Origin of the sequence: Paraburkholderia sp. GAS206C (assembly GCF_050435645.1) — a bacterium.
In the GTDB taxonomy this organism is placed as follows: Bacteria; Pseudomonadota; Gammaproteobacteria; order Burkholderiales; family Burkholderiaceae; genus Paraburkholderia; species Paraburkholderia phenazinium_B.
On record NZ_JBNDKR010000002.1, the window covers coordinates 585,343 to 601,894 of the forward strand.

Annotated in this window: 14 protein-coding genes; 6 read left to right on the forward strand and 8 right to left on the reverse strand. The window is 63.5% G+C overall.

All coding sequences use genetic code 11. From position 1 onward, the window contains the following. Positions 1–14: 14 nt before the first annotated feature. Both P3T20_RS06995 and P3T20_RS07000 read left to right on the forward strand, forming a co-directional pair. Positions 15–647, forward strand: a complete 633-nt coding sequence (locus P3T20_RS06995) for a LysE family translocator (protein ID WP_429286516.1) — start codon at positions 15–17, stop codon at positions 645–647. Between the two features lie 151 nt (positions 648–798). Continuing rightward, the gene (locus tag P3T20_RS07000; RefSeq protein ID WP_074265758.1) at positions 799–1,587 is read left to right on the forward strand and encodes a sulfite exporter TauE/SafE family protein; all 789 of its coding nucleotides are present in this window, start codon (positions 799–801) and stop codon (positions 1,585–1,587) included. Between the two features lie 102 nt (positions 1,588–1,689). Here the strand turns inward: P3T20_RS07000 and P3T20_RS07005 are convergent, their stop codons facing one another. After that, positions 1,690–1,944, reverse strand: coding sequence for a hypothetical protein (locus P3T20_RS07005; RefSeq protein WP_074265759.1), 255 nt, complete (start codon positions 1,942–1,944; stop codon positions 1,690–1,692). A gap of 363 nt (positions 1,945–2,307) precedes the next feature. Next, the gene (locus tag P3T20_RS07010) at positions 2,308–2,661 is read right to left on the reverse strand and encodes a BON domain-containing protein (RefSeq protein ID WP_074265760.1); all 354 of its coding nucleotides are present in this window, start codon (positions 2,659–2,661) and stop codon (positions 2,308–2,310) included. 684 nt (positions 2,662–3,345) lie between these two features. On the opposite strand from P3T20_RS07010, the gene P3T20_RS07015 reads away from it, so the two are divergent. The 3 genes from P3T20_RS07015 (at position 3,346) to P3T20_RS07025 (ending at position 6,738) form a co-directional block, all read left to right on the forward strand. After that, entirely contained in the window at positions 3,346–4,788 is a 1,443-nt protein-coding gene (locus tag P3T20_RS07015) for a TAXI family TRAP transporter solute-binding subunit (RefSeq protein WP_429286517.1), read from the forward strand. Between the two features lie 145 nt (positions 4,789–4,933). Next, positions 4,934–5,569 carry a 2-hydroxychromene-2-carboxylate isomerase gene (locus P3T20_RS07020; RefSeq protein WP_074265762.1) on the forward strand — a complete coding sequence of 212 codons (636 nt, stop codon included), beginning with the start codon at positions 4,934–4,936 and terminating at the stop codon, positions 5,567–5,569. A gap of 182 nt (positions 5,570–5,751) precedes the next feature. Further along, positions 5,752–6,738, forward strand: coding sequence for a LysR substrate-binding domain-containing protein (locus P3T20_RS07025; RefSeq protein ID WP_429286518.1), 987 nt, complete (start codon positions 5,752–5,754; stop codon positions 6,736–6,738). A 27-nt stretch (positions 6,739–6,765) separates the two neighbouring features. Here P3T20_RS07025 and xdhC read toward each other — a convergent pair whose 3' ends face one another. The 3 genes from xdhC to xdhA are packed head-to-tail and all read right to left on the reverse strand — an operon-like array spanning position 6,766 to position 11,275. Next, complete coding sequence (gene xdhC / locus P3T20_RS07030; protein WP_429286519.1) at positions 6,766–7,335, reverse strand: xanthine dehydrogenase accessory protein XdhC; 570 nt, start codon at positions 7,333–7,335, stop codon at positions 6,766–6,768. A 15-nt stretch (positions 7,336–7,350) separates the two neighbouring features. After that, positions 7,351–9,726, reverse strand: coding sequence for a xanthine dehydrogenase molybdopterin binding subunit (gene xdhB, locus P3T20_RS07035; protein ID WP_429286520.1), 2,376 nt, complete (start codon positions 9,724–9,726; stop codon positions 7,351–7,353). Between the two features lie 31 nt (positions 9,727–9,757). After that, complete coding sequence (gene xdhA, locus P3T20_RS07040) at positions 9,758–11,275, reverse strand: xanthine dehydrogenase small subunit (RefSeq protein ID WP_429286521.1); 1,518 nt, start codon at positions 11,273–11,275, stop codon at positions 9,758–9,760. A 379-nt stretch (positions 11,276–11,654) separates the two neighbouring features. Between xdhA and P3T20_RS07045 the strand changes: the two genes are divergently transcribed. Further along, the gene (locus tag P3T20_RS07045) at positions 11,655–12,866 is read left to right on the forward strand and encodes an MFS transporter (protein ID WP_429286522.1); all 1,212 of its coding nucleotides are present in this window, start codon (positions 11,655–11,657) and stop codon (positions 12,864–12,866) included. Between the two features lie 48 nt (positions 12,867–12,914). Here P3T20_RS07045 and P3T20_RS07050 read toward each other — a convergent pair whose 3' ends face one another. The 3 genes from P3T20_RS07050 to P3T20_RS07060 all read right to left on the reverse strand — a co-directional run bounded on the left by P3T20_RS07050 (position 12,915) and on the right by P3T20_RS07060 (position 16,498). Continuing rightward, positions 12,915–13,154 (reverse strand): DUF6900 domain-containing protein, encoded by a 240-nt coding sequence (locus P3T20_RS07050; RefSeq protein WP_429286523.1) that lies wholly within the window; start codon positions 13,152–13,154, stop codon positions 12,915–12,917. Between the two features lie 231 nt (positions 13,155–13,385). Then, complete coding sequence (locus P3T20_RS07055) at positions 13,386–14,615, reverse strand: pyridoxal-phosphate-dependent aminotransferase family protein (RefSeq protein WP_074265769.1); 1,230 nt, start codon at positions 14,613–14,615, stop codon at positions 13,386–13,388. A gap of 233 nt (positions 14,616–14,848) precedes the next feature. Continuing rightward, a complete protein-coding gene (locus tag P3T20_RS07060; RefSeq protein WP_074265770.1) occupies positions 14,849–16,498 on the reverse strand; it encodes a bifunctional aspartate transaminase/aspartate 4-decarboxylase in 1,650 nt (549 codons plus the stop codon). Positions 16,499–16,552 lie beyond the last annotated feature (54 nt).

Here is a 16,552-nt window from a genome sequence, read left to right on the forward strand (position 1 = left end):
AGCAAGGAACTCATATGTCGAGTACCGCTCTGTTCTTCACCGCTGCGGGCGTCGGATTGGCGGTTGCGGCACCCGTCGGACCGATGGGCATGCTGTGCATCCGTCGCACGCTCACCGAAGGCCCGCAAGCGGGACTCGCCATCGGCATTGGAATCGCCAGCGGCGATGCCGTCTATGGTCTCGTCGCGGCACTCGGACTGGTCGGGTTATCGCACTTCATGCTCGCCTACGACCGGCCACTGCATTTCGCCGCCGGCCTGTTCCTGCTTTACCTCGGAATGCGCGCGCTGCTGCAGAAAACGCCCGCTGACGCCGCAAACGACGGCAGCTCCGCCCGCAACAGCTACGCCGGCACGGCGCGAGCCTATGCGAGCGCACTGCTTCTCACGCTGACAAACCCACAGACCGTCATCATGTTCGCCGCGCTATTCACGACGCTTGCGCCACGCGGCCCGTTCTCGACGACCGTTGCGCTGACAACAGTATCTGGTGTGTTCTGCGGTTCGATTGCATGGTGGTGTTGCCTCGTCACGGCCGTTACGCTGGCCCGTCATGCCCTCGGCAGCAAACTGCGGAGGTGGATCGATCGCGGCGTGGGGATGGCGCTGGCGGTATTCGGCGTGGTCGAGATTCGCCGCGCGCTCTGAGCGTTCACGCACCCGACACGCTCGCGTTCCAGTTTTGCGACAATAGCGCCTTTGCCGCGCCAGTTCGCGCCGCCGCGTCCACGTTTGCCGTGAGGCGCGCCGGCGTTCGGATGCGGTTCGCAACCCCACACGGCCGCCAGCGGTCCGCTCCATGTCACTCCCGCATATCGAACTGCTGTATTCCTTTTCCGGCCTGTTTGTCGGCTTTCTCGTCGGGCTGACCGGCGTCGGCGGCGGCTCGCTGATGACGCCGATCCTGGTCCTGCTGTTCAAGGTCCATCCCGCTACCGCGGTGGGCACCGATCTGCTCTACGCAGCCGCCACCAAGGCAACCGGCACACTCGTGCACGGCCTGAAGGGTTCGGTGGACTGGCAGGTGACAACCCGGCTCGCCGCCGGCAGCGTCCCCGCCGCAACCGTCACCTTGATCCTCCTGCACCGCTACGGCATGGACACGCCGGGCGCGAGCCGGCTGATCCAGATCGTGCTCGGTGCGGCGTTGCTGATTACCTCGGTGGCGCTGGTGTTCAGGCCGCAACTGGCGAAACTCGGCGCAGGCCGCCAGAGCTCACTCACGCAAGGCCGCACGCTCGGTTTGACCGTGCTGACCGGGGCGGTGCTGGGGGTTCTGGTGTCATTGACCTCGGTGGGCGCCGGGGCGATCGGTGTCACGGTGCTGTTGCTGCTGTATCCGCGCCTGCCCACTACGCGGATCGTCGGCTCGGACATCGCGCATGCCGTGCCGCTCACGCTGCTCGCCGGTGCCGGGCATTGGCTGCTCGGCTCGATCGACTGGTCGATGCTGCTGTCGCTACTCGTGGGTTCGCTGCCTGGTATCGCGATCGGCAGCTATCTGTCTGCTCGAGCGCCGGATGCGCTGCTGCGCAATGTCCTCGCCGCCACGCTGACGCTGGTGGGCGTAAGGCTGGTGCTTTCCTGACGCACGCCACCAGCAGAGGGCTCTGCGAAGACCCTCGCCTTACCTCGCCGTATATGCCCGGTACACCCGGGCAAACGCCGGTTCACCGCTGCCGCTCGACTTCTACTTGAAGAACCGGCAGGTCAGATCGGTTTCGAACTGGCGCACCCAATGGCCGGCGTCATCGACGCGATACGACTGCGCCCAGCCGCCGCGCCGCACGGTCACGAGGCGCCGGTGATGAGCAACGTCGTCCGGATCGGCTGACCCGGTGATTTCAAAATGCGCCGGCGCGAAGCCGTGCCGTGCGCACACCAGTTCAAAGGCTGCCCGTTCGCCGATTGGCAGGTCCGTGTAGCGCTGAAGCATAGCGTCCATTTTGGTTCGCTCCGGGTGTGTTCCGGGTGCAGGCCGGCTCCCAACCTCAACAGTACGCTTCAACCAGCGAAATTTGTGTGTCACAGCGCACGACGGATATAGCTCGCGTCGGCCAGCACCGGAACGCCATGCCGCGCTACCCACGGCGCATCGCCTCGCCAAAAGCAGAACGGGCCCCGGCGATTCATCGGGGCCCGTTCTGGGTATAGCCGAGCGCGACGCGCTCAGGCGCTGGTCATCATCAGGAAACCTGTGCAGGCCGAACCTGCAGGAGCCTCACGGGCCTGCAGGCCGGCGCCGCTTGCAACGGCGCGCGAGCCACGGCCGATCATCCGGCCGCGGCGATCACGCCCGCGGCCTCCATCAGTTCGGCAGCACCACCGTCAGCTTGTTCGACACCGAGGTCACGCCGTCGACACCCTTGGCGACGTCACCAGCCTTGTCGATCTGGCCTTGGTCAGGCACCGAACCCGTCAGCGTCACTGCGCCGCCACGAGCGCGCACAGAGATGCTCGACACGTCGATACCCTGAGCCTTGGCGAGCGCGCTGCGCACTTTGCGGCCCAGTGTGCGGTTTTCTTTCTTGACGGCCTTGGCACTCGGGGCAGCCATCGCGCCCGACGCAGCCATTGCATCGCTTGATTGCGCATACGTGTTGCACGCTATCACCACCGCCACCACACCACCCAGCGCCTTCAGAAAATCGACCGATTTCATGATTTCTCCTTTTACTTCGGTTATGACCGCATCTACCAAGCGGCTTCGTTACGACTCCGGACTGCCATGACAGCGCGCGACAAGGCACGGCTGGGCCACGGCCGATTGGGCTTCGACACGGAGTTGCGAGAGGCGAGAGTGGCCGGCCCGGCGATCGCATCGCGATGCACAAGCCAGCATGCCGTGAGGTCCGCCAACGCGCCCGGTTCTACTTTGTCGCGCCGGGTCGCGCTGCGCAAACGTTGAAACGCGGCAGCGATGCACAATTTAATCTACGCGCGCGAGAAGCGCAAAGGGTTTAGCGAAGGTCCGCGGCCCGGCGCGTAAGGTTCGGAGGCATCGTGGACCCCATTTCAGGTGGGTTTCTCCTGGGTTTTACGTCAATTGCGTGCCGGTTGCAGGCCGGTGTTATGCGGGTTTTGCCGCTATCTCGAGCGAGATTCAATGGCAGTTAACGCAAGTTTCACGCGCATCTCACGCGCATCTCACGCGCATCTCACGTTTTGTTACGGGTTTGTCAGCCCATCCCCACCGCTCATGCGCCGAAGCCGCGACAATCTCATGTACCATCGGCGCGAACATGCCGCAGCGGGCTTTGCCGCGAGCCGCCACGTGCCCTGCGTGCCCCCTGCGTGCCTATAGCCACCGCATTCATCGAACGATCCGTAGCCCTCACGTCAGCCCATGAAGTCTTCCTCCGGCCGCAAACCGCCCCGCCTGGTCGCCCGTTTCGTGGCCATCTCCTGGCGCGATCTCGCGGTGTCGTTCGGTCCGATTGTGTTGATCGCCGCCGTCGCCATCTGGGTAGCCGTGCGCCTGATCCAGCCCGCGCCGCCCCACACGCTGACCATCACCGCCGGTCCCAAGGGCAGTTCGTTCTGGAATGCCGCGCAGAAGTACAAGACCATCCTCGCGCGCAACGGCATCACCCTCAACGTCCTGACCTCCGAGGGTTCGGCCCAGAACCTCATGCGCCTCGCCAATCCGGACAGCAAGGTCGACGTGGGTTTCGTGCAGGACGGTGTCGCCCCCGGACCGGTGCCTGACGGGCTGATGTCGCTCGGCAGCGTGGCCTACGTGCCGCTCGCGATCTTCTATCACGGCCGCACCGCCACGCGGCTGTCGGAATTCAAGGGCTTGCGCCTCGCGATCGGCGCCGAGGGCAGCGGTACGCGCGAACTGGCGCTGGCCCTGCTGAAGGCGAACGGCATCGAGCCGGGCGGCCCCACCACCCTGCTGCCGCTGTCTGGCGACGACGCCGCCCAGGCGCTGGTCTCCGGTCAGATCGACGCGGCCTTCCTGACGGGCGATTCCGCGCAACCGCCGGTGATGGGCAAGCTGTATCGCACACCTAATGTGCAGTTCTACAATTTCACGCAGGCTGAAGCGTATGCGCGGCGCTTTCCTTACCTGACGGAGATCCATCTGCCGATGGGCGCCTTCGACCTCGGCAAGAACCTGCCGCCGGCGCCGATCCAGATGGTCGCGCCGACCGAGGAACTGGTGGCGCGCGACTCGTTGCACCCGGCGCTATCCGATCTGCTGATCGAAGCGGCCCGCGAAGTGCACGGCCGCGCTAACGTCATGCAGCGTGCGGGGGAATTCCCGGCACCGCTCGCGCACGACTTCCCGATCAGCGACGACGCCGCGCGCTACTACAAGTCCGGCAAAAGCTTCCTGTACCGGATACTGCCGTTCTGGATCGCGAGTCTGGCCGACCGCCTGCTGGTCGTCGTGGTGCCGCTGATCGTGTTGCTGGTGCCGGCGCTGCGGCTGGTGCCGGCGCTGTACGCATGGCGGGTCAAGTCACGAATCTACCGCTGGTATGGCGCGCTGATCGCCCTCGAACGCGGCGCGCTCAACTACACCTCGCCCGAAGAGCGTCAACAGTTGATCGAAAAGCTCGACGAGATCGAGGGATCGGTCAACGGACTGAAGATGCCGCTCGCCTATGCGGACCAGTTCTACGTGCTGCGCGAGCATATTGGCTTCGTACGCCAACGGCTGACGCTGCAGCAGGAGCACGAGGCTGCGCAGGAAGCGGCGCGTGCCTCCGGCGGCGAGGACGATTCCGACGCGCCGGGCGCTTCGGGTGGGCCGTCCGCTGCGCCGCCTCAGACCGCGTGAGATGTCTGGCCGGTGCAACGAGCGCTGCACTCGGCCCCGGCTCCGCGTAAGATCACAGCAGACTGGATGGTTTAGCAGACACGCGTAGCGGACGCTTATAAAACCTGCGAGTTCCGTCCAGATCCGAGCAATCCGGGAGACACCTATGACCAATGGCATCGACGCCAGGCAACCGTTGTGGTTTTACGACTTCGTCTCGCCGTTTACGTATCTGTTGCTCGAGCAACATGACAAGTGGCCGGGATTTCCGTTCGTCTTCACGCCGGTTGTACTGAACGATTTGTACCAGCACTGGGGCCAGCGTCCCGCCTACGGCGTGCCCACCAAGCGCGTGTACATGTATCGTCACGCGCTGTTTCGCGCGGATCAGCTCGGCATTCCGTTCAAGATGCCGCCCGCCCATCCGTTCGATTCGACCAAACCGCTGCTGCTCGCCGTCGCCGCCAAGGCCGACATCCATTGCGCACGCGAGATCTTTCGCTTTATCTGGCGCGAAGGGCGCGATCCGTCAAGCGAGGAAGGTTTTGCCGCGCTGTGCGAACGGGTTGGCCTGCCTGACGGTCCCCAGTTGATCCAGGACGAAGAGATCAAGGCGCAACTGCGCCGCAACACGGCGGATGCGATCCAGCTCGGTGTCTTCGGCGTGCCGACCTTCTGGCTTAACGACCAGTTGTTCTGGGGAGAGGATGCCCTGCCGATGGTGCTGTACAGCGCGCGCACGCCGAACTGGCTTGAATCGAAGGAAGTGAAGCGCATCAGTTCGCTGCCCTCCGGGATGTAGGCTTGCGAGCTCGCCGCAGGTACTGCCGGGCTCGCGGTGTGTGATCCCGGCCATACCGCGCCCGCTATGGCGGGCGCACGGCAAACAGGCCTAAGGTTATAGACTTCGCGCCCCGCTTCGCGAGCTCTTCGGCTGGGGCTCCAAACGGCGCACTCACAGAGTCTGATCCGCCCACCTGATCCATGGACGACACCGCTGCCTCCCTCGATATCTGGCTCGTACGCGTGCTGCGTACGCTGCTCGTCGAGCGAAGCGTCACGCTGACGGCGCAGCGCCTGAACCAGACCCAGCCTGCCATCAGCACCGCGCTGCGCAGGCTGCGCGAAACGCTGAACGACCCGATCCTCGTACGCGGTAAATCCGGCATGGTGCCGACGGAATACGGCGCGTCGTTGCTGCCGTCCGCGCAACGGGTGCTGCGTGAAGTGGATTTTGTCGCGACCCCGCATGGAGATTTCGATCCGGGCCGCTCGCGACGCACCTTCCGGGTCGCGGCCCCGGACTATCTGAACGACTTTTTCATGCCGACCGTCATCGCACAGTTTCGCGAGGCGGCACCGCACGCGCGTCTGGAAATCGATTCGCTGAACCCCACGCTCGACCACGCTGCCGCGCTAGAGGCCGGCGAACTGGATCTGGTGATCGGCAACTGGCCAAAGCCCGATCCTCGCTTCGAGAAAAGCGATCTGTTCTCGGATACGGTGGTGTGCCTGATGCGCGCCGATCATCCGCTGGCGCAGCAGCCGATGACGCGCGAAACCTATCTCGCCGCTCCGCATCTCGCACCCACGCCGTATAGCGGCGCGCGGGGCGGCGCCGTCGATACCGGCTTTGCGCGGGCACGTGCCGAGCGCCGCATCGTCACGACACTGCCCTACTTCGGCCTGGTACCACAGGTGCTGCTGCAGTCCGACCTGATCTTCACCACGACGCGCCGCTTTGCGATGCACTACGCAAACATGCTGCCGCTCGCGGTCGTGGACGTGCCGATTCCGTTTCCACGCATCAAGTGCTATCAGTTGTGGCATCCGCAGCCGGACAGGCCAAGCGATATCGGCTGGCTGCGGACGTTGATGTCGGACGTGTCGGAGCGACTGGTGTCGCAGAAGGCGCGGCGCGTGAAGCGCGCGCCTGCGGTGCAGCGGGAAGCGTCGGAAGCGGGGCGGTAGAGAGTTCCCGGCGCTGGGGACGAGGGTTCAGACGCTGACGCAGAGTTCGCGTGGCACGCGCGCTGTTTCGCTTGAACGCACCTGCAACAGCTCCGCGCATACTGCAATCGCGATCGAGGTCGGCGCCTTGTCGACGATCCCGGACACGCCGATCGGGCAGGTCATCGCCCCCATTCGTTCCGGATCGACGCCACGCTCGATCAAACGCCGCTCGAATTTTACCCGTTTGGTCTTCGAGCCAATCATCCCGAAGTAGGTGAAATCGCGCCGCCGCATGATGCGTGCAGCGAGCGAGAAATCGAGCGCGTGATTGTGCGTCATCACGAGGAAGTAGGCGCCGGCGGGCGCGCTGTCGACGATCGCATCAGGCGAGTCGGTTGCCTCCACCTGCACATTGGCGGGCACTTCATCGGGAAACAGCTCGTCGCGCTCGTCCACCCACTGCACGACGCACGGCAGACTTCCCAGCAGCGTGATCAGCGCATGCCCAACATGGCCGGCGCCGAACAGCACGATATGCATCGGCGCCCGGCGCGTCGCAGCATGGCTGCTGCGACGGCCGATCTGAATGAAAGAAGGTGCGTTGATCGCAAGCATTCCCGTTAGCTCCGCTTATTGTCGGACCGCGGGCGCGGCAGCTGTTGCTGCGCGCACGGCGACGACTGCCTTGAGGATCTCTTCGCTCGTCGCAGGCGCGTTGAGCGGCGGATTGACCTTGTAGTCACCCACAGCCGCCACGGCGTCACGGACTGCGAAGAACACCGAGAACGGCAGCAACAACGGCGGCTCGCCGGTTGCCTTCGAACGGTGAATGCTGTCCTCCAGATTCCGGTTCTTGAAGAGCCTCACGTCAAAGATGGGCGGCGTGTCGTTCACCGTCGGAATCTTGTACGTGGACGGTGCGTGCGTCATCAGCTTGCCACCTGGGTTCCACCAGAGCTCTTCCGTCGTCAGCCAGCCCATGCCCTGGATGAAGGCGCCTTCCACCTGACCGACGTCGAGCGCCGGATTCAGCGAAGCGCCCACGTCATGCAGCGCGTCGGCGCGCAGCACACGCATTTCGCCAGTGAGCGTGTCGATCACGACTTCCGAAACCGCGGCGCCGTACGAGTAGTAGTAGAACGGGCGGCCCTGCAGCTTCGACTGATCCCAGTACAGCTTCGGCGTCGCGTAGAAGCCGTCCGACCAGAGCTGCACCCGGGCCAGGTAGGCCTTCGCGATGATCTCTTCGAACGGCAGCACGGCGTCGCCCACCTTCACGCGGTCATGGCCAAAGCGCACGCTCGCCGCGCTCACCTCGCCGGCGCCGAAACGCTCGGCGGCAAACGCAGCGAGGCGCTCGCGCAACTGGCGAGCGGCGTCCTGAGCCGCCTTGCCGTTCAGATCGGAGCCGGTCGAAGCGGCCGTAGCCGACGTGTTCGCCACCTTGCTGGTGTCGGTCGCCGTGACGCGCACGCGGTTAAAGCTGATGCCGAGTTCATGCGCGACCACCTGCGCGACCTTCGTGTTGAGGCCCTGCCCCATCTCCGTGCCGCCGTGATTCACCAGCACCGAGCCGTCCGTGTAGATATGCACCAGCGCGCCGGCCTGGTTGAAGTGCGTCACGTTGAACGCAATGCCGAACTTCACCGGCGTGAGCGCCAGGCCCTTCTTCAACACTTCGTTGCTGGCATTGAACTCGCGGATCTCGGCGCGGCGCGCACGGTAGTCGCTGGTGGCTTCGAGTTCGTCGATCAGTTCGTGAATCACGTTGTCTTCGACCACCTGGCCATACGGCGTCTGGTTACGGTCGGTCTTGCCGTACAGATTGCGGCGGCGCACATCGAGAGAATCCTCGCCCAGCGAACGCGCGACGTTGTCCATGATGTATTCGATCGCAAACGCGCCTTGCGGACCGCCGAAGCCGCGGAACGCCGTGTTCGACTGCGTGTTGGTCTTGCCGCAGAAACCGTCGATCGTCACATCGGACAGCCAGTAGGCGTTGTCGAAGTGGCACAGCGCGCGCGTCATCACCGGGCCGGACAGGTCAGCGGAGAAACCGCAGCGTGAGGTCATGTCGACCGTCACGCCTTCGATTACACCCTTGTCGTCGTAGCCGACTTCGTAGGTGTAGTGGAAGTCGTGGCGCTTGCCGGTGACCATCATGTCGTCGTCGCGGTCCGGACGCAGCTTGACCGGACACAGCAGCTTCCACGCGGCAATCGCCGCGCAGCAGGCGAACAGGCCGGATTGCGATTCCTTGCCGCCGAAACCGCCGCCCATCCGGCGGCATTCGATCAGCACGTTGTGCGACGGCACGTGCAGCGCGTGCGCCACCAGGTGCTGCATTTCGGTGGGGTGCTGCGTCGAACAATAGACGTGCATGCCGTCGTCGTCCTTCGGCACTGCGTACGAAATCTGGCCTTCCAGATAGAACTGTTCCTGACCGCCTAGCAGCATTTCGCCCGCGTCATGGTGCGCAGCACGTGCGATCTTCGCACCGGCTTCGCCGCGCGCGAGCTTCATCGGCGGCAGCACATATTGATTGGCGGCGCGCGCCTGCTGCGCGGTGAGAACCGCCGGCAACTCTTCGTAGACAACCTCGGCGCGGCGTGCGGCGAGGCGGGCCACATCGTGCGAAACCGCAACCACGATAAACATCGGCTGGCCGACATACTGCACCACGCCATCAGCGAGAATCGGATCGTCGCCGTGGATGATCGGGCCCACGTCGTTGACGCCGGGGATATCTTCGGCCGTGAAGACGGCGACCACGCCCGGCGTGGCGCGCACCTTGTCGAGCGACATCGAGACGATCTTCGCATGCGCTTTCGGCGACAGGCCGAGCGCGGCATGCAGCGTGCCGGCCAGCACAGGGATGTCGTCGGTATAGGTGGCGCGGCCACTCACGTGCAGATGTGCGGATTCATGCGGGCGCGAGACATGCACCTGGGCGAAATTGTCGAGGTCCTGAATGTCTTTCAGGAACGGTTCTGCTTGCTGATTCATTCGAGTCGTTCTCCGTATCCGTAGGACTGGTTCAGGCGTTCGCGCCGGCTGCAAGGACCGCGCGCACGTCGAGCGCAGACTTGGGCAGCGGGTTATGCGGACGGGTTTCGAGCCAGAACCGGTAAAGCGTGTTTTTCGCGGCGTCGAGGCGGTAGTTGCTGGTGGCGCGCATGTCGGAGAGCGGCGCGTAGTCGTTGCCGAGCGCGATCATCGCTGCCTGCGCGGTGGCCTCGTGCCATTCGGCGTCGCGCAGCACTGCTTCGGCGTGGGTCGCACGCTTCGAGGTCGCGGCCATGCCGCCGAACGCAATGCGTGGCTCGCGGATCGTATCGCCATCCGCGATAAACGAGAACGCGGCGCACACCGCCGAGATGTCGGAGTCGAAACGCTTGGAGAGCTTATAGGTACGGAACTGCAGGTTCTGGCGCACGCCGGTGCGGGTCGGCACCTTCAGGCCGACCACGAACTCATGCTCGGCCATGTCCTTCTTCTGGTACGCGAGGTACAGATCTTCGAGCGGCATCTCGCGCTCAATCTCGCCGCCGCGCACCACCACGTGGGCACCCAGCGCGATCAGACCGGGCATCGAATCACCAATCGGCGAGCCGTTTGCAATGTTGCCGCCGAGCGTGCCGGCATTGCGGATCGGCAGCGAGGCGAAGCGCTTCCACATTTCCGTGAGTTCTGGATAGTGCTTCGCGAGTTCGGCGTACGCGGTTTCGACGGTCACACCCGCGCCGATCTCGATCCAGTCGTTCGACACCTCGATGCGGCGCAGCGCTTCGATCTGGCCGACGTAGACGATATTGCCCAGTTCGCGCATCAGCTTGGTGACCCAAAGACCGATGTCGGTGCTGCCGGCAAGGATGCGCGTCGCCGGTTGCGCGGCCTTGATCTGCGCGAGCGCTTCGACGGTGCGTGGCGCGTCGAACTGCTGGCCGGCGAATTCGTAATGGAACGTCTCACCGCGCTTGAGCGTGGCGAGTTTAGCCGACAGCGCGGCGACGTCGACCGGTGCCTTCGGCGCGGGAGCTTCGAACATGCGCACGGCTGCGTCGACGATCGGCCGGTAGCCGGTGCAGCGGCACAGGTTGCCGGTCAGCGCGTTGCTGATGTCATCGCGCGAGGGCACCGTCTTGTTGGCGCAGCTGTGTTCGTGGCCGTGCTTTTCGTACAGCGACCACATCGACATCACGAAACCCGGCGTGCAGAAGCCGCACTGCGAGCCGTGGCATTCGACCATCGCTTCCTGCACCGGATGGAGCGACCCGTCCGGCTGGCGCAGGTCTTCGACCGTGAAGAGCGCCTTGCCGTCGAGCGTGGGCAGGAACTGGATACAGGCGTTGACTGCCTTGAAGTTGACACCGCCCGCTTCGTCGCGCTCGCCGACCACGACCGTGCACGCGCCGCAGTCGCCTTCGGCGCACCCTTCCTTGGTGCCGGTGCAGTGCGCATCTTCGCGCAGGTACTGAAGCACAGTGCGGGTGACGGGAGCGTTCGTAATCTCACGGATCGCGTTGCGGTGGTAGAAGCGGATCGGCTGGGTCATGTCTCTTACTCGGGGATTGTTCTATGTCCGCGGGGACAGTGCTGCATTGATGATTCGAACGCTATCACCGTCAATATCTGCAACCCATAGCGAGGAGCACATGCGGGACATATCGTTTGGACGATAAGGAGATAGGTTTTGAGCGAATCGGACTTATATCTAGCGTGGTTGATTGCCGTATTTTCATGCTAAATACGTTATTTCAGCCATATCGCCAGTTCTTAGATCGGGCCTAGCCGCCCGTCAGCCTTCAAAATCGCACCTCTATATCGATCCGCCGCCGTATTTTTGACGCGAAAAATATTAAGCAAATCCTGCAAGGGAATCGGTTCCATGGGAAAATCACGGCTTTCCGCCGTTTTCAAGTCTCGTTTTCCCCATGTCCGCCGACACAGCCACATCGCGCAGCGAATTTGCGACCACTCTGCAGATCATTCCGGTCGTCTTTTTCACGTTTATTTGCTACCTGACCATCGGGATTCCGCTGGCGGTGCTACCTGGCTACGTCCACGACGACCTCGGTTTTAGCGCGATCATCGCCGGGGCGGCGATCAGCGTGCAGTATCTGGCCACGCTGGCCTCGCGTGCACTCGCTGGCCGCTCTGCGGACACGCTCGGCCCGAAGCGGACCGTGGCAATCGGACTGATCGGCTGCGGCACGAGCGGCATCATGCTGCTGCTCGCCGTGCTGTGCGGCCGCTGGCCCGGCGTGAGCCTCGCGCTGCTGGTGCTGAGCCGATTGGTACTCGGCTTCGGCGAAAGCCTGTGTGGGACGGGGGCGATTCTGTGGGGGATCGGGCGAGTCGGCGTGTCGCACAACGCCCGCGTGATCTCGTGGAACGGCATCGCTACCTACGGAGCGCTGGCCATCGGCGCGCCGCTCGGCGTGGCGATTGCGCATACGGTCGGCTATACGGCGCTCGGTATCGTGGTCATCGCGCTGGCTGCGCTTGGCTACTATCTGGCGCGGCTGATCGCGCCCGTACCGGTCGTGCACGGCGAACGGATGTCGTACCGAAGCGTGTTCATGCGCGTGCTGCCGCATGGGATCGGGCTCGCGCTCGGCTCGGCCGGCTTCGGTTCGATCGCGACCTTCATCACACTGTTCTATGCGGCGCGGCATTGGCCGAATGCGGCGTTGTCACTAACCGTGTTCGGCACGCTTTTCATCGGCGCACGCCTGTTGTTCGCCAATACCATCAAGACGTATGGCGGCTTTCGGGTGGCGATTGCGTCGTTCTCGTTCGAATGCGTTGGCCTGCTGATGCTGTGGCTCGCGCCCGAGCCCCATTTCGCGCTGGCTGGGGCCGCTCTGACCGGTTTTGGTTTTGCGCTCGTGTTTCCGGCGCTGGGCGTCGAAGCCGTGGGCCTCGTGCCGCCGGCTAGCCGCGGCGCGGCGTTGTCCGCTTACTCGGTGTTCCTCGACCTGTCGCTGGGGATCACCGGACCGCTCGCCGGGTACATTGCGGGTGAATTTGGCTACGGCTCGGTGTTCCTGTTTGCCGCGGTGGCCGCGGCTGCAGCCGTGGCGCTGTCGACCATGCTGTACCTGCGGAACGCCCGCGTACCGAACGCGCCGGCTGCGACCTGACTGACAGGCTTAGCCCCGTTTGGGGCGAGCCTGCTGGGGTTCAGACGTTCAAGGAAAGAAAACTTCTTGCGATGTTTGCGGACCGGCGTCGCCGCCGCGGGCTACGCGATGCCCGACCACCAATCCTGCATCGTAGGCAGCCTCGAGCACATGGGCGAGATCCTCGATATGGATGACATGCAGATCCTTCGTCAACTTTCCGGTCTGCTCAAGCGTGTCGATGCCGAGTACTTCGGTGGCGATAGTCTCCAGTAACGCGAGACGTTCGTGATGGATGGTCTTGCTCATTTGGTACCCCCTTTACAGGCGGGGCGTGACACCTCACATGAGAAATCACTGTTGCCCTGTTAGCCTTGATTTGCGTCATCGTTGAGTTGTAATAATAGTAAGGAAACGCAAACCTGGCACGTGACCTGCAGTCGCAGTTTGAGGCTCTATTCCAAAAAAGCTGACGCCATCTGTGGCGATCTGACGCGCAAAAGCGGGCAACTCGCCAGCCCGCCCGCACAATGAAGTGATCTAGCGCGCCGCCGCTCCACGTGCGCCGCCGGACAGCGACTTCTCCAACGCCGCCACACCCGCCGGCAAATCGACCGCGACGCCCAGATCCAGCACCGTGCGGCCGAGCGCATGCAACGTGCGGAAGAGATTGTGCTCGCGGCATTGCTCGCCCATCTGCCCGATCCGCACAATCGGTAAGCCGAATGAGCCGGAGATTTCCACCTGATGCTGACGCGAGATGTGGCCGCAGATATCCGCCGGGCTCAAGGTACCGGGCACCTCGATGCCGACCACGGAATTCAGACGGCATTCCTGCGGCGCATAGAGCTGCAAACCTAGCGCCGTAATGCCTTCCTGCAGCGCCACCGAACACTTCAGATGTCGCGCAAACCGCTTCTCAAGCGTCTCTGCGCACACCAGACGCAGCGCCTCATGCAAGGCCAGCACGCCCGAAACCGGCGCGGTGTAGTGATAGCCAGCGTTGTGCCAGAAGTTTTCCGCGAGCGAGGCATCGAGGCACCAATGGGCGTTCGGCGCCTTGCGACCCTTCACGCGCGCCCACGCCGCGTCCGAGAAAGCAATCAGCGAGACGCCCGGAATCGACGAAAGCCCTTTTTGCCCACCGGTAATCACCGCGTCGATGCCCCACGCGTCCATCTCGAGCGGCATGGTGCTCAGCGTGCAGACGGCGTCGACGATCACCAGCGCACCGGCCGCCTTCGCCAGCGCGGCGATGTCCTTAAGATGATGATTCACGACCGTGTTGGAGGTCTCGCCCTGCACGATCGTGACGATCTCGGGCCGCTCGCGGCGGATCGCTTCGGCGACCTGATCGAGACTCGCGACCGTGCGGTCCGCTACGTCGAGCATCGATACCTCGGCGCCGACGCGCCGGCCCATCTCCGCCATCCGTTCGCTGAAAAAACCATTCTTGATACTGAGCACGCGCGTGCCAGTCCAGGCCAGGTTCGAGATAGCCATTTCCATCGCGGCCGAGCCCGGACCCGCCACACCCAGCACCCACTTCGAATGCGTCTGGAACACGTAGCGCGCCATGGTCTTCACCTGCCCGATCACCTTCACCATCGTGCTGCCGAGGTGATTGATCACCACCGTATTGGCCTTGGCGACGGCGGCGGGAATCGGCACAGGGCCGGCGCCCATCATCAGCAACGGTTCTTCGGGGAGGATGGCGTCGAGCGATTCGACGTCGGGACAGGGGACGGGCGTGGAAGATGTGGTCGGCATGATCTGATCGGTACGGAGGATTTCAAAGTGCGGCAGAGGCTGAACGCGCTCATGATCGTGAAGCGACGCATGAACACGTCAGGCTGCCCAGATGCAAACGGCCTCACCAATCTTGACGCTGGCGAGGCCGCTCACATCCTGAACGACGATCATTAACCGATCCGGGCGATTGTGCAAGTTTTTTGACAGTGCTAGTCGCCCGCCAGCACGGGACGGATTGCCCGCGCTTGTGCTTATTTCACCGCATGCTTGTCGAGCTTGCCGCCCGTGTCCTTGTTGTACCGTTCGACATACTCCTCGATCAGCCTGCGCATCGCCCGGCCGATCTGGCGATAGTCCGACTCGTTGAGGTTCGCGAGCGACACCCGCCCCGACGGATGCTGCGTGCCGAAGCCCTTACCCGGCAGGAGCACCACCCGCGCCTCGCGCGCGAGCCGGAACAGCAATTCGCTCGGCTCGGTATTCTTGAGCAGCCACTCAACGAATTTGCGCCCGAACATCCGTTCCCCGAGGAACTCGATATCGAGAATCGTGTAGTAGTCGACCTGGTTCGGATCGTCGTCCTTGAACGAGATGCCGACCTCTTCGTACAGCGCCTCCTTGCGGCTGCGGATCAGGCGCTTCAGCGCGTTCTTGTATGCGTCCGGCGTATCCATCAACGAGAACAGCGAGAACAGCACCATCTGCACCTGCTGCGGCGTCGACAGACCGGCCGTGTGATTCAGCGCGACGGTGCGGCTGTCGGCGACCAGCCGGTCGATGAACTTGAGCTTGTCCGGCTCGGTCGTGATCGATTCGTAGCGCGTATGCAGTTCCTTCTTCACGTCCTTCGGCAATTCTGCGAGCAGTCTGTCGAGCACATTGTCGCGATGCGTCGCGATCGTGCCGAGACGCCAGCCGGTCGCCCCGAAGTACTTCGAGTACGAATACACGAGGATCGTGTTTTTCGGCGCCAGCGCAAACAGCGACACGAAGTCGTCGGCGAAGGTGCCGTAGACATCGTCCGTGAGCAGGATCAGGTCCGGGCGTTCCTTGACGATCTCGGCGATGTATTGAAGGCTCTCGTCACTGATCTTCACCGAAGGCGGATTGCTCGGATTGACGAGGAAGAACGCCTTCACCTTCGGATCGCGCAGCTTGTCGAGCTCCTTGTTCGAGTACTGCCAGCCGCTTTCCACCGTAGCCTCGAGATTCACGACATTGAGCTGGTAGTCGTTCAGACGCGGAATCTCGATGTACGGCGTGAAGATCGGCATGCCGAGCGCGATCGTATCGCCAGCCTTGATCAGATGGTTTTCGCGCATCGTGTTGAAGATGTACGTCATCGCCGCGGTGCCGCCCTCCACCGCGAAAATGTCGAACTCGCCGACAAACGGATGCTTGCCGATCATCTCGCGCCGCAGGTACTGGCCGACAATCACCTCGGAAAGCTTCAGCATGCGGTCCGGCACCGGATAGTTCGAGGCAAGGATGCCTTCGCACATTTCGTACAGGAAGTCCCCAGCGGAAAGACCGAGTTGATCGCGTACATACGAAACCGCGCCTCTCAGAAAATCGATCCCTGGCACACCTTTGTTTTCGCGCAGGAACAGATCGAAACGCTCGGTCAGTCCTTCGCGGCGCGGAAAGCCGCCCACACCCTCGGGCATATACGCGAACGAGCGCTCCGATTCGCGCATCGCGAAGAGACCGAGTTGCCAGAAGCCGTGGCGCGGAATGGTTGCCAGAAAGTTCGGGTTGCCGCGGCCGGCATTGAGCATCGAGACGTTTGCGGGACGCTCTACCGCGCCGCCGCCGGCGGCCTTGATCAGTTCATCCTTCAGTTCGAACGGGCTGAGTGCTGCCAGCTTGTCCTGTTCGGTTTCGCCTTTGCCTTTTGCCATGATGCATTCTCCATTCAAGGGTGGGATGCGCCGGCGGGCGCGCTCCTGCGGCAG

Excerpts from the sequence above, each read along its gene's own strand:
- P3T20_RS06995 (WP_429286516.1), top strand. The coding sequence starts at position 15 with ATGTCGAGTACCGCTCTGTTCTTCACCGCTGCGGGCGTCGGATTGGCG.
- P3T20_RS07000 (WP_074265758.1), top strand. The coding sequence starts at position 799 with ATGTCACTCCCGCATATCGAACTGCTGTATTCCTTTTCCGGCCTGTTT.
- P3T20_RS07005 (WP_074265759.1), bottom strand. The coding sequence starts at position 1,944 with ATGGACGCTATGCTTCAGCGCTACACGGACCTGCCAATCGGCGAACGG.
- P3T20_RS07010 (WP_074265760.1), bottom strand. The coding sequence starts at position 2,661 with ATGAAATCGGTCGATTTTCTGAAGGCGCTGGGTGGTGTGGTGGCGGTG.
- P3T20_RS07015 (WP_429286517.1), top strand. The coding sequence starts at position 3,346 with ATGAAGTCTTCCTCCGGCCGCAAACCGCCCCGCCTGGTCGCCCGTTTC.
- P3T20_RS07020 (WP_074265762.1), top strand. The coding sequence starts at position 4,934 with ATGACCAATGGCATCGACGCCAGGCAACCGTTGTGGTTTTACGACTTC.
- P3T20_RS07025 (WP_429286518.1), top strand. The coding sequence starts at position 5,752 with ATGGACGACACCGCTGCCTCCCTCGATATCTGGCTCGTACGCGTGCTG.
- xdhC (WP_429286519.1), bottom strand. The coding sequence starts at position 7,335 with ATGCTTGCGATCAACGCACCTTCTTTCATTCAGATCGGCCGTCGCAGC.
- xdhB (WP_429286520.1), bottom strand. The coding sequence starts at position 9,726 with ATGAATCAGCAAGCAGAACCGTTCCTGAAAGACATTCAGGACCTCGAC.
- xdhA (WP_429286521.1), bottom strand. The coding sequence starts at position 11,275 with ATGACCCAGCCGATCCGCTTCTACCACCGCAACGCGATCCGTGAGATT.
- P3T20_RS07045 (WP_429286522.1), top strand. The coding sequence starts at position 11,655 with ATGTCCGCCGACACAGCCACATCGCGCAGCGAATTTGCGACCACTCTG.
- P3T20_RS07050 (WP_429286523.1), bottom strand. The coding sequence starts at position 13,154 with ATGAGCAAGACCATCCATCACGAACGTCTCGCGTTACTGGAGACTATC.
- P3T20_RS07055 (WP_074265769.1), bottom strand. The coding sequence starts at position 14,615 with ATGCCGACCACATCTTCCACGCCCGTCCCCTGTCCCGACGTCGAATCG.
- P3T20_RS07060 (WP_074265770.1), bottom strand. The coding sequence starts at position 16,498 with ATGGCAAAAGGCAAAGGCGAAACCGAACAGGACAAGCTGGCAGCACTC.